Origin of the sequence: Pedobacter ginsengiterrae, assembly GCF_039537385.1 — a bacterium.
Classification (GTDB): Bacteria; Bacteroidota; Bacteroidia; order Sphingobacteriales; family Sphingobacteriaceae; genus Pedobacter; species Pedobacter ginsengiterrae.
This window is the reverse complement of record NZ_BAABAK010000020.1, coordinates 309855-322325: the sequence shown is the minus strand read 5'-3', so window position 1 is coordinate 322325 and position 12471 is coordinate 309855. Positions and strand designations below refer to the sequence as shown.

At 32.9% G+C, this 12471-nt stretch carries 11 protein-coding genes; 8 read left to right on the top strand and 3 right to left on the bottom strand.

Annotated elements, in window-relative coordinates; translation table 11 throughout:
* Positions 1-196 precede the first annotated feature (196 nt).
* Complete coding sequence (gene meaB / locus ABD692_RS20095) at positions 197-1099, bottom strand: methylmalonyl Co-A mutase-associated GTPase MeaB (RefSeq protein WP_344769855.1); 903 nt, start codon at positions 1097-1099, stop codon at positions 197-199.
* A gap of 73 nt (positions 1100-1172) precedes the next feature.
* Between meaB and ABD692_RS20090 the strand changes: the two genes are divergently transcribed.
* The 5 genes from ABD692_RS20090 (at position 1173) to ABD692_RS20070 (ending at position 6984) form a co-directional block, all read left to right on the top strand.
* The gene (locus tag ABD692_RS20090; RefSeq protein ID WP_344769853.1) at positions 1173-2051 is read left to right on the top strand and encodes a glycosyltransferase family 2 protein; all 879 of its coding nucleotides are present in this window, start codon (positions 1173-1175) and stop codon (positions 2049-2051) included.
* Positions 2052-3038 carry a glycosyltransferase family 2 protein gene (locus tag ABD692_RS20085; protein ID WP_344769851.1) on the top strand — a complete coding sequence of 329 codons (987 nt, stop codon included), beginning with the start codon at positions 2052-2054 and terminating at the stop codon, positions 3036-3038. It begins immediately after the preceding gene.
* A 128-nt stretch (positions 3039-3166) separates the two neighbouring features.
* Positions 3167-4993: an ABC transporter ATP-binding protein gene (locus ABD692_RS20080; protein ID WP_344769849.1), complete on the top strand. Its 1827-nt coding sequence runs from the start codon at positions 3167-3169 to the stop codon at positions 4991-4993.
* A gap of 19 nt (positions 4994-5012) precedes the next feature.
* Positions 5013-5969, top strand: a complete 957-nt coding sequence (locus ABD692_RS20075; protein WP_344769847.1) for a WaaS/CpsH family glycosyltransferase — start codon at positions 5013-5015, stop codon at positions 5967-5969.
* Complete coding sequence (locus tag ABD692_RS20070; RefSeq protein ID WP_344769845.1) at positions 5962-6984, top strand: glycosyltransferase; 1023 nt, start codon at positions 5962-5964, stop codon at positions 6982-6984. The genes ABD692_RS20075 and ABD692_RS20070 overlap by 8 nt, the downstream gene beginning before the upstream one ends.
* 11 nt (positions 6985-6995) lie before the next feature.
* Here the strand turns inward: ABD692_RS20070 and ABD692_RS20065 are convergent, their stop codons facing one another.
* Positions 6996-7847, bottom strand: a complete 852-nt coding sequence (locus tag ABD692_RS20065) for a glycosyltransferase (RefSeq protein WP_486352095.1) — start codon at positions 7845-7847, stop codon at positions 6996-6998.
* Between the two features lie 83 nt (positions 7848-7930).
* On the opposite strand from ABD692_RS20065, the gene glf reads away from it, so the two are divergent.
* Both glf and ABD692_RS20055 read left to right on the top strand, forming a co-directional pair.
* Complete coding sequence (gene glf, locus ABD692_RS20060; protein ID WP_316762744.1) at positions 7931-9046, top strand: UDP-galactopyranose mutase; 1116 nt, start codon at positions 7931-7933, stop codon at positions 9044-9046.
* Positions 9036-9851 carry a DUF4422 domain-containing protein gene (locus tag ABD692_RS20055; protein ID WP_316762747.1) on the top strand — a complete coding sequence of 272 codons (816 nt, stop codon included), beginning with the start codon at positions 9036-9038 and terminating at the stop codon, positions 9849-9851. Before glf ends, ABD692_RS20055 begins: the two co-directional genes overlap by 11 nt.
* Here the strand turns inward: ABD692_RS20055 and ABD692_RS20050 are convergent.
* Positions 9848-10942 (bottom strand): acyltransferase family protein, encoded by a 1095-nt coding sequence (locus ABD692_RS20050; RefSeq protein WP_344769839.1) that lies wholly within the window; start codon positions 10940-10942, stop codon positions 9848-9850. The genes ABD692_RS20055 and ABD692_RS20050 overlap by 4 nt on opposite strands.
* A gap of 394 nt (positions 10943-11336) precedes the next feature.
* Here ABD692_RS20050 and ABD692_RS20045 point away from each other — a divergent pair, with 394 nt between their 5' ends.
* Complete coding sequence (locus ABD692_RS20045; protein WP_344769837.1) at positions 11337-12440, top strand: glycosyltransferase family 4 protein; 1104 nt, start codon at positions 11337-11339, stop codon at positions 12438-12440.
* Positions 12441-12471 lie beyond the last annotated feature (31 nt).

Here is a 12471-nt window from a genome sequence, read left to right as displayed (position 1 = left end):
TAGCATTTGATATATGCACCTCGATTAGACCTTCAGGCTATGCCATTTGCCTTTTGTTAACCCTTTCTTTACTATTTCTTTACCTAATGGGTTAACAAAGGGTAAAGGATGGGTTAACAGAGGGTAGGGAAAGGGTTAACAAAGGGTTAACAAATAGTATATCAAGGGTTAACCAAGTATACAGAAAGGGTAATGATTATACTGATTGTATAAACTGTTCTGCAAAGCGATAAATATTAAAATCACTTTCTTTTAAAGCTTCGCGAATATCTTCGTGAAGCTTTTTTCTATCTATATCTTTCATTTTATAATGCTGAATAATTTTCCAGGCCTTTTCTGCATATAAAAATTCTTTTGTTTGATGTGATCCTTTATCTAAAGGCTTAATCATCCATTTACATAATTCTTCTATACCCTCATTTTTATCCGCGATAGTTTTCAGTATTGGAATTGTCTTTGAGCCTTGATGAACAATTTTTTTCAGATTATTGGCAAATGTTGCTGCTCCATCCCGATCTGCTTTGTTAATAACAAAACAATCTGCTATCTCCATTAATCCCGATTTAATATTTTGAATTTCATCGCCCGACTCAGGAACTAAAACAACTACCGTCCTGTCAGCCAAGCCAGCAATCTCTACTTCCGATTGCCCAACACCAACTGTTTCTACAAGTATTAAATCAAAATTCGAGGCTTTCAAAACATCAACCATTTCAATTGTTTTGGCTGAAATTCCACCTAATGCACCACGAGTAGCAAGCGAACGGATAAATACATTTGGCTTATTAAATTGAGCAGCCATTCTAATCCGATCGCCCAATAAAGAACCGTAGTTAAATGGCGAAGTTGGATCAATGGCCAAAATAGCAAGCCGCTTATCTTTAGCAGTAAAATAATTCGTTATTGCATTTACCAATGTGCTTTTCCCTGCACCCGGTGGGCCAGTTATGCCTACAACAGGAACTTCTGCTTTGCTATCTAAATCTCTCAAAATCAATTCAGCAGGTTTTATATCGTTCTCAACCAAAGTTAAAACCCGGGCTAAAACCTTATAATTACCTTGTTTAATTTCGCCTAAAAGAGATAGATGGGTATTCATCAATAAAACTATATTTGTACAAATTAACAAAATTATAACCCGGATATCGGTCTAAATCAACAACAAAATTTAAATGAAAGTTACTGGCTTTACCTTTATCAGAAATGCAATTGCAAACGATTACCCGGTACGCGAAGCCATTCTTTCTGTTTTGCCGCTTTGCGATGATTTTGTTGTTGCTTTAGGAAATTCGACGGATGAAACCACCCAGCTTATAAAAAGCATCGATCCTAATAAAATAAAAGTAATTGATACGATTTGGAATGAAGATTTGAAAGAAGGCGGTCATGTTTTTGCAGATGAAACCAATAAAGCCTTAGCTGCAATTCCAAAAGACACCGACTGGATGGTGTACATTCAGGGTGATGAAGCAATTCACGAAGATTATCTGCCCCTGATCAAAAAAGAAATGGAAGCTGCGCTTGATGACAATAATATTGAAGCGTTGCTGTTAAAATACAAGCACTTTTATGCTTCTTACGATTACCTTGCCGAATCAAGACGCTGGTATAGAAGAGAGGTTAGAATTTTAAAAAACTTACCTGGCGTACACTCTTATAAGGATGCGCAGGGTTTCAGAATTAACGAACGAAAGCTTAAAGTTAAACTGATCGATGCGTACATTTACCATTACGGCTGGGTAAAACCACCAAAAGGTTTACAAGGCAAAGTGCGAAACTTTAATCAATATTATCAAACGGAAGAATGGATCGAGCAAAATTATCCAGTGCAAAATACGTTTGATATGCATAATGCAGATCGCTTAGTTCATTTTAAAGGCACTCATCCGAAGGTTTTAAAACCGAGAATTGAGTCGGCAAACTGGAAATTTGAACAGGATTTAACAAAACAAACCCCTAAAATGAATTTCCGTAGAACGTTACTACAAAAAATTGAAGATTTAACAGGCTTACGTCTTTTCGAATATCGTAATTACAAAATTGTAAAGTAAATGCAAAAAAGCGTTTCTATCGTAATACCAAATTATAACGGCAAACATTTACTGGAGCAATACCTGCCATCAGTTTTTGTGGCGGCACAAAAGGCAAATACGGAATTTGAAGTTATTGTAATCGATGATGGCTCTAAAGATGATAGCATTAACTTTTTAAAGGAACAGTATCAGGACGTTAAACTTCTGATTAACGATAAAAACAGAGGTTTTTCTTACACCTGTAATCATGGCATCCGCGAAGCTAAATACGAATTGATTCTACTTTTAAATTCTGATGTAAAACTTACACCCGATTATTTTGAACATCAATGGAAATATTTTAGCAAGGCTGATACTTTTGGCGTAATGGCCAGAATTATGAGTTTTGACGAAACGAAGATAGAAGATGCTGCTCGTTTACTTTATTATAGTGGGTGCAGAATTAAAGCCAACAAGTTTTACTATAGCGAAAACCCACAGGATGAAGATGTTTACACGGCTTATCTTTCTGGCGCAAATGCATTGGTTGACGCAAAAAAGCTAAAAGAGCTTGGTGGTTTTGATGAAATATTCTCTCCGTTCTCCTCAGAAGATTTTGATTTAAGCTTAAGAGCCTGGCAATTGGGCTGGAAATGTTATTACGAACATCGGGCTTTCTGTTTCCATCACATCAGCGGGAGTACAAAAACGCAAATCAAATCAGACTTTATAAAGAAGATATACTATAGAAACCGGTTCTTTTTGCAACGCATCCAGCTTAATGGCGCACGTTTAAACTTGCTTCCTTTACATTTATTGTTTGCTGAAATTATTCCTAAACTTTTAACTGGTAAATTTTGGATTTTGGATGCATATAAACAATATATAGCTTCATTTGCGGCAATTAGCAGTAGCCGCCAAAAACTTGAAACCTTAAAGCAAAAGTATAATTCATCCATAGGTATATCTGATGTAATGGAAATCATAAATCAATCCGTTGCTCAAAAAACCATAAAACGATTGTAATTTTATAAGGCTCAAAGCCTCAAAACATAAAGGTCTGTTTGAAAACCGTACATTTGCCAAGTTTTAATTAAATTTTTTGGAGATGTTTTTAACCCGTCATCCATTGTACATATTCCATTTTATATAAAATGAAGACCTATTTTCGTTTATTATCCTTTGCCAAGCCAATAGAAAAGTTCGCCATACCTTATGTTATTGCAACGCTTTTCGCTATTATTTTTAATACCTTCCTTTTTACTTTACTAGGACCATTAATGCAGGCTTTGTTTTTAAAAGATAGCCTTTCTAAACCTTTGCCCTCTTCAGGAGAGAAGTCGCTTTTAGACCCAAGAGAACTTTTTCAAGCTTATATTGATAAAATAAGTACGCAACATGGCGATGTTTACGCACTTCAAATAATTTGCGTAGTAATTGTTATTACCGTGTTTCTCGCTAATTTCTTCCGTTATTTTTCTCAGCGTTATATGGAGGATCTAAGGGTTCACACCTTACTTAATATGCGCAAAAAGGTATTTGATAATGTAATGAACCTACACGTTGGCTACTTCAACAACGAGCGCAAAGGTGATATTATTTCAAAAGTAGCCTCTGACGTTCAAGTGGTACAATTTACAGTAACCAATACCTTGCAAGTGGTTTTCAAAGAACCATTACAATTAATATTTTTTGTAGCCGTCCTATTATCTATTTCTGTTAAATTAACTTTATTTTCATTACTGGTTATCCCTGTTTCTGGTTTTATAATCAGTAAAATTGTTAAAAGATTAAAACAGCAAGCTACCCAATCGCATGAATCCTTTGCAAAAATGATTGGCTTTTTAGATGAATCTTTAAGTGGTATTAAAATCATTAAAGCATTTAATGCTGCAGAACGTGTTAAAAATAAGTTCGGCGAAGAAAACAAATTCTACTCCTTTTTAAACAGAAAGATGGCAAGAAGACAACAGCTTGCGTCACCTGTTTCTCAAACTTTGGGTGTTTTGGTCGTTGTTTTTATCCTTTTATATGGTGGCACTATGATTTTAACTGGACAAGGAGACCTTAAAGGAGGTGCTTTTGTAGTTTATCTTGCGACTTTCAGTCAGGTTATGCAGCCAATAAAAGCTTTAACAGATTCATTTAGTGGAATACATTCAGGTATTTCAGCTGGTGAACGCGTACTGGAACTAATCGATACTAAACCAGAACTTACAAATAAAGAAAATGCGGAAAACTTAAGTAAGTTCAGTAATGCGCTTGTTTTCGAAAACGTCGCTTTCAGCTATGGCGAAAAGCAAGTGCTTAAAAACATTAACCTGACTATTCAAAAAGGGCAAACCGTTGCTTTGGTGGGCCCATCTGGTGGTGGTAAAAGTACCCTAATGGATTTGATTCCCCGCTTTCATGATCCAAAATCAGGAACAATTAAAATTGATGGATACGATTATAAAGATTTAACAGTCGAAAGTATTCGCAGCCAAATGGGTACTGTAAATCAGGAGTCATTTCTTTTTAACGATACCATATTTAACAATATTGCTTTTGCAAAACCCGATGCATCGGAAGCAGAAGTTATCGCGGCAGCTAAAATTGCCAACGCTCACGAGTTTATTCAAAATACGGAAGATGGTTATCAAACCTTTGTTGGCGACCGAGGAAACAGACTTTCTGGCGGACAAAGACAAAGAGTTTGTATCGCAAGAGCTGTTTTAGCGAACCCGCCAATCATGCTTTTAGATGAAGCAACTTCTGCTTTAGATACCGAATCTGAAAAACTGGTTCAGGATGCTTTAAACAACCTGATGAAAAACAGAACATCAATTGTTATTGCACACCGGTTAAGTACCATTCAACATGCCGACAAAATTGTTGTTATTGACAAGGGCGAAGTGTTAGAAACTGGTAGTCATCAGGAATTAATGTCGCAAAACGGCTTGTATAAACGTTTAATAGATATGCAAGCTTTTAACGATTAAAGGCTTAAAACTTAATCTAATGAAACAAGTTCTATTGATGATGCCAAGCTACTATGACTTTGATGAAGTTATAACGTCAGTTTTAGTAAAACATAGTGATTGTATTGTAACAGCCATTGATACGAGTCCGAAACTTGCCTACAGAAATAATTTTGATCGGGTTATAAATTTTTTTTCAAAATTATTATTAAGAAAAAATCTTAAACCAGAAATGCATAGAAAACGCATTTTGCGACAAATAAATAGCTTAACTAAAGTAGATTATTTAGTTGTTAATCGAGTTGATTTAATTGATGATATAATTTTCGATACTGTAATAAAAAAAGCCGAACACAAGATTTTATTACTTTGGGATAGTTTATCTAAAGTTGGTGCACCGATGGATAGGTTGGCCCATTTTAATGTAATTTATAGTTTTGATAGCAATGATTGCAAAAATTATAATTTCAAAAAGATAGAGAATTTCCACTTTTGGGATTTTCAGGCACATATTACGCCTAAATATGATGCTATTTATTTAGGAACATTAGATCAAAGAGAGTCCGATTTAATCAAGATTATGGAGTATCTCAAAATAGACAATAAAACCTACAAAGCTTTTTTACATGTTCCGCGAGGTAAAAAGATACAGCAGGTTAATGGAATTGAAATCTTGAATAAAATAATACCTTTTAAGGAGTCAATTTCATTTGCCAATCAAGGTTCTTTAATTGTAGATCTTGCACATAAAAATCAAACTGGCCTATCCTTTAGGGTTTTTGAAGCTATGTTTTTAAGAAAAAAACTAATTACAACTAATACAAATATTCGCGAGTATGATTTCTATGATCCTCATAACATATTCGTATTAGATGATGTGAATGAAATTAATATTCCTAATGATTTCTGGACAACTCAGTACAAAGAAATTGCAAAAGAAATTGTAGATAAATATGCCGCAGAAAACTGGGTAAAAAAGATTCTTTCTAATGGATAAAAAGAAAATATATGTAATATGTCCAGATAGGGATAAACCATTAGGGGGAGTTAAGCAGCTTTACAGATTAGTAGATGTTTTAAATTCCTTAGGGCACGAAGCATACGTGCTGCATAAAAAGAAAAACTTCAGAGTTACCTGGTACACGAATAACACTGCCGTGATCAATTTCGCTGGAGTTTTCAAAAAGCTAAATTGGTATAAGAAAAATTTTTTCATGCAATTTATAGAGGGATTGCTATTTGGAAAAAAAATGCCTGAAGAGGGTAGTATTTTAGTTTTTCCAGAAATATACGGCCCACATATTAATTACTTTACCGAATACTCAATAGTTATATTTAATCAAAACTGTTATTACACATTTGAGCAATTCCCAGCATTTAAGGCATCCAATTCGCCTTATAATAATTCGAATTTATTAGGATGCCTAGTGGTTTCAAAGGATTCAGAAAATTATCTTTCTCAATTTTATCCCCAAGTAAAAACAAATAGAATTAGGATTGGGTTGTCTGAAACATTTAGCTATAGCTCAAAAAAGAAAAAGCAAATTGCGTTTATGCCAAGGAAACTGGCTGAAGATGCAAACCAGATTTATCAATTCCTTAATGGAAAAGATTACTTTAAAGAATGGGAATTTGTAGCCATTGATGGATTAAATGAAGAACAAGTTGCATCGCTATTAAAAGAAAGTGCTATTTTTCTTTCCTTTAATCATAGAGAAGGATTTGGGTTACCCCCAGTTGAAGCTATGGCATGTGGTTGTTTTGTTATTGGGTATACTGGCAATGCTGGCGAAGAATATTTCAAACCAGAATTCAGTATTAAAGTAGCTGATAGAAATATTTTAGATTTTTTATCAAAATTAGAAAACACCATTATTCAGTACAATAACAATCCAACAGAATTGCTTAATAAAGGCAAGCTTGCTTCTGAATATATATTAAGCATTTATAACAAAGACAATGAACATATCGATATAGAAAATGCATGGAAAAGGATAGCTGAGTCTAATTAAAAAACGTCAGGCTATTTTTTGAAGAGAAAAAAATAAATCTTTAATAGTAATTTAAAGCTCATAACTCTCGACTTTTTGCCTTGAAAAATCACATTATTTATCTCAGATAAAGTAAATCCTTCTGCCTTCATTCTTTGTATTAATGCTCTAAAACCATTTTTTTCTAAAAAGAAAATTTTTTTCTTAGACAAGTTCCGAATATTAATAGGTAGTAAAGAACTCCATTTAGCATGAACTTTTAATATATCAATGAGCCAGTCTTTATTTAAATTTCCTTCTGAAAAATGTTCAATTAATATTTCAAATGTTACAGCAACATCAAAATATTGACCTATACCAATCGAAAAATCAAGATCATATCCGTGAAATCCTTTTAATATTTTTTCATCAAAAGAATATTTTTGAACAGCGTCTCTAGTACAACAGAACCAAAGTCCATCAATAGTAGCAACATTTGTAAGCAATGCATTTTCTGGATTTGAATACTCCAAAATAGCTTTGTGCTCTGAAAATTTAAAGTGTTGTATAAAATTATAATTAAGGAGCTCTGGTTCTTCATTTTTAAAACTATGCCAAGTAGATGGTGCAACTGACTTGTACTGACTTCCTGCAACACCTAGTAACCCTAACTGTTTGTTGTTTTCGAATATCTGTAATACTAACGCACCCCAGTTTTCTGTTTTAAAAACAATGTCTTCATGCATAAAACATAAAACATCAAAATGAGATTGACTAACACCCTTATTGTACAGCTCGCATAATCCCATTCTACCATCACCATTCTCTATTGCAATTACTTCATAATTAACTCCTATGGTTTTACTAATGCTAGCTTCTACTTTTGCTAATAACTCAGGCTTCACCGATGCAATTATAATTGAGATCATTTGCAATAATAACTAATCTTTATAAAATAACATTTTGCAATAATTATATTTGCCGTAATATGCAGAAAAGGTACGATTATCTTATTGTTGGAGCGGGTCTGTATGGGTCCGTTTTTGCTCATGAAATGACAAAAATCGGGAAACAATGTTTGGTCATTGATAAACGAGATCATTTGGGTGGCAATGTTTTTACAAAGAATGTAGAAGGGATTAATGTTCATTGGTATGGCGCTCATATATTTCATACGAATGATAAAACCATTTGGGATTACGTTAATCAGTTTGCAGAATTTAACAGGTATACAAATTCGCCCATAGCTAATTATAAAGGCGAGCTATATAATTTGCCTTTTAACATGAACACATTTTATAAAATGTGGGGCACAAAAACTCCTGATGAAGCAAAGGCAGAAATTGCTAGGCAAATTGCACACTTAGAAATAGACAACCCTAAAAATTTAGAAGAACAAGCACTCAAGTTAGTTGGGAAAGATATATACGAAAAGTTAATAAAACATTATACCGAAAAGCAATGGGGGAAAAAGGCAATCGAACTTCCAGCATTTATTATTAAACGATTACCTGTTAGGTTTACCTACGATAATAATTATTTTGGGGATAAATATCAGGGAATACCACTTGGCGGTTATACAAAAATAGTTGAGCAGTTGCTTAAAGGATCGGATGTTTTACTAGAAACAGATTTTTTAAATGACATAGCTTATTTTAAAAGTAAAGCAAAAAAAACAGTTTATACAGGTAAAATCGATGCTTATTACAATTTTAAATATGGGCATTTAGAATATAGAAGTTTAGATTTTAAAGTCGAAATACATAATCGGGAAAATTATCAGGGAAATGCAGTAATGAATTTTACAGACGCTGAAACCCCATATACGAGAATCTATGAACATAAACATTTTGAATTTGGCACACAACCAAAAACAGTTATAACAAAAGAATATCCAAATAAAAACCCTAAAAACGCTGAACCTTATTATCCAGTAAATGATGATAACAATATGGCTATTCTTAAGTGCTATAAAAACTTAGCCGAAAAAGAAGAAAACGTTATTTTTGGTGGGAGGTTAGCAGAATACAGATATTACGATATGCATCAAGTTATCGCTTCTGCTTTAGCAAGAACTAAACAGGAAATAAAAAATGAACAGTAAAAGCTTAACTATATTTTCCGTTTATCATAAAGATTATGAAGTTCCAAACTGCGATTTTATAGTTCCAATACAAGTTGGAAAAAAAATTTCAGAAACTAATCTTGGCTTTTTAAGCGATGATGTAGGTGATAATATTGCTCATAAAAATCAAACTTATGGCGAATTAACTGCTCTTTATTGGCTATGGAAACATTTAGATAATTTTGAAGTGGATTATATCGGGCTTTGCCACTATAGGAGATATTTCGTTGATTATAATGTTAGGATAAAAAATAAATTTTTGTACAAGAAAACAAAGACAGATCCGTCTAGTGTTTATGTTGAGTCATTATGCTCATCGACTTACGACAGAATTTCTTCGCCAAAATTAGGAAACCAGATTGTCCAACTATTACAAGATGTGGATATTCTTTTACCAAAGAAGCTTGTGCATGAATTGAAGCCTGGCATTTCTTTATCCATCAAGGATCATTATATCTATCATCACATTAAAGAAGATTGGTTTTTAATGAGAGAAGCAGTTTTAAAACTATATCCTGAATTTAAAGAGGGATTTGACACTTTTTTTGAAGATTCTGATAGTATGTTTTGCTATAATATGATGGTATCATCGAAATCCATTTTTTCAGATTACTGCGCTTGGCTATTCCCGATCATAACAGAATTGGAAAAAACAGTCAAACTTAGCGATTACCCATATCAACGTAGAATATTTGGCTTCTTTTCAGAACGTTTACTTAATCTTTATGTTTACAGTAAGAACTTAAAAGTGGCGGAGTTGCCCGTTTTGTTTATTATTTCTTAGTTTCCTATTATCCATTTAAAACGAGTTTTTTGCAGGAATTTAGTTATTGAAAAACTAATTCCATAAACGATAAGAAATCTTAAAACACTAAAACCAATATTTAGATATACTGAACTTGAAATAACGGCAAGAATTTCACCTTTAAATAGTTCAGGTAAAAGTCTAATAATTAATATTTGATGAATTAGGTATATACCGAAAGTTGATTGTCTAGGCGTAAGTATTCGATCAACTGTTTTAATATCACCAACTTTAAGCAAAAGACCAAACATAGACAACGAATATAGGATATTAGTTATGCGTAAGGTATTATATTCATCGTGAGAACCTCTTGTCATTAGTAAGTAGGTTTCTGCGCAGGCTAAAACGAAAAGCACAGAGTTTAATCCAATCATTTGTTCCCAAGAAATACTCTTAATAAATTGTGTTATTTTTTCAAAATTCCGATTTAGAAATACACCCAACCATAGATAAAATACAAAACCAAAAAGTGCTGTTGAATGATGCGTAACAAACCATTCTGTATAAAGGTTGAAACTATAAGTTAAAGAGCAAAGCAGTAGGACAAGCCCAAACCAAAATTTATAAAGATATTTTTTAAATGCGAGTAGAATTGTAATACAAATGAGAAAATTGAGAATAAACCAAAAACTACTCTCAAATAGAATATATTTTAACTCATTCGAAAAGTAAGTTATTGGGTCATTTAAAAATAAGCCAGTATTGTTGCCTCTTTTAAACACAATCCAGTTCTGAATAAAATTAGCAACAACTAAAACCAAAATCCATACTAACCAGGGTTTGATGGTATTAGTAAACCTTCTTTTTATGTAGTTACCTGGTGTATATTCTGTAAATTTATAATTTATTAAAAAGCCGCCAATTAAAAAAAAAGCAACAGTTGCGAATTTAAAAAATTGCATGGAAGCAATTTGTAAAATTGTTTCGCCAACAGAGTCATATTTCGCTCCCCATAATGTGGCAGAATGCTCAAATACAATGCCCATCATTGATATACACCGAATAGTATCAACAAAATTGAAGTTTTTCTTGAGTGTCGGGTCGACAAGATTTTGTTCTGTTTTCTCCATAATTTGTAAAAAGCGAATATCTACAAAAAAAAAGCCTCAATCTTAAACTGAATCTCTTTTAACATGTATGTGTGCAAAATATTACATAGATAAAGATGCTCTATAAACCAAAAAGGGCTCCTACTACAGCAGCACCTTAATGTTTTCGGTCTATAATCGATCCGATACTAGTTCTTACGCTAATAACCAGGGAATGCTATGGCTCGATTTTAGAATTATCAATATGCAATCATGCTTTTGTTATTAATCTAGATAACCAGTGAGATTAATAACAAAAGCGAGTAGGTGTTTAATGCTTATTTTTATAAAAAAATCTTTAATTAGCTGATTTATTAAAGTTTAGCACAAAAAAGACTTTTTTTTTATATTTTAGATTGTCCCTAAGTTATAAAAGATGATCAAAGTTTTATTTGACCACCAAACGTTCTCTCTACAACGCTATGGAGGAATTTCGCGTTATTTTGCAAATGTTTATCATACTATACAAAAACAAGATGATATTCAAGCTAAAATTTCCGCACTTTACACTAATAATTACTATTTAAAAGATTTTAATGGCTTGTTAAGCAATAATCCTGTTGGAAAACTTATTTTTAAGGAAAGAGTAAGAGGATATCTCTGGAACAGGGCCTATTCTAAAAGAGTAATTGATAAAAATGACTTTGATATTTTTCATCCTACTTATTATCACACTTATTTTTTGGAGCGGCTAAAAAAGCCTTTTGTATTAACCGTTCATGATATGATTCATGAAATTATGCCAGAATATTTTCCTAATGATGATAAGTCATCTTTTGAAAAAAGGCAGTGTATCGAAAAAGCAAGCCATATTATTGCCATTTCTGAAAATACAAAGAGAGACCTTCAAAATATCTTCCAGATTCCTGATGAAAAAATTACAGTAATTCACCATGGGTTTACTCCATCTCAGGAAAGCGATGAAACAGGTGCCGAAACCGATATTAGCAAAGGAAATTATTTGCTTTTCGTTGGAGATCGATCTTTTTACAAGAATTTTTATCGCTTTGCCATCGCCGCTGCTGCATTCTTACAAAAGAGAAAAAACTTTAAGCTCATTTGTGCAGGTGGAGGACCTTTCCAGCATGCTGAAATCGAGCATCTCTTAAAATTAAAGATTATGGATCGGGTAACTCAAATAACAGCTACAGAACGTGAGTTAGACCTTTTGTACCAAAATACTTCTGCATTCATCTTTCCATCAATTTATGAAGGCTTTGGTTTACCTATTTTAGAGGCTTTTAAACAAAAGGCGCCAATTATTATGAGCGACATAGCCTGCTTTAGAGAAATTGCTGGAGATGCAAGCTTATACTTCAATCCATTCGACCCAGAAGACATCTTAGCAAAGATTGAACACTTAGTTGATGATAAAGCATTGAAAGATGATTTGATAAAAAAAGGATCTCAGCAAATACTAAATTTCACAATGGAAAAATGTGCAAATAAAACAATTGATGTGTATAGAAACTTATTGTAGCCAAATATATAGGTAACAAAAAAGGTCCTGA

Bases quoted from the DNA above. Each gene is read 5' to 3' on its own strand.
- meaB (WP_344769855.1), bottom strand. From the start codon at position 1,099: ATGAATACCCATCTATCTCTTTTAGGCGAAATTAAACAAGGTAATTAT.
- ABD692_RS20090 (WP_344769853.1), top strand. From the start codon at position 1,173: ATGAAAGTTACTGGCTTTACCTTTATCAGAAATGCAATTGCAAACGAT.
- ABD692_RS20085 (WP_344769851.1), top strand. From the start codon at position 2,052: ATGCAAAAAAGCGTTTCTATCGTAATACCAAATTATAACGGCAAACAT.
- ABD692_RS20080 (WP_344769849.1), top strand. From the start codon at position 3,167: ATGAAGACCTATTTTCGTTTATTATCCTTTGCCAAGCCAATAGAAAAG.
- ABD692_RS20075 (WP_344769847.1), top strand. From the start codon at position 5,013: ATGAAACAAGTTCTATTGATGATGCCAAGCTACTATGACTTTGATGAA.
- ABD692_RS20070 (WP_344769845.1), top strand. From the start codon at position 5,962: ATGGATAAAAAGAAAATATATGTAATATGTCCAGATAGGGATAAACCA.
- glf (WP_316762744.1), top strand. From the start codon at position 7,931: ATGCAGAAAAGGTACGATTATCTTATTGTTGGAGCGGGTCTGTATGGG.
- ABD692_RS20055 (WP_316762747.1), top strand. From the start codon at position 9,036: ATGAACAGTAAAAGCTTAACTATATTTTCCGTTTATCATAAAGATTAT.
- ABD692_RS20050 (WP_344769839.1), bottom strand. From the start codon at position 10,942: ATGGAGAAAACAGAACAAAATCTTGTCGACCCGACACTCAAGAAAAAC.
- ABD692_RS20045 (WP_344769837.1), top strand. From the start codon at position 11,337: ATGATCAAAGTTTTATTTGACCACCAAACGTTCTCTCTACAACGCTAT.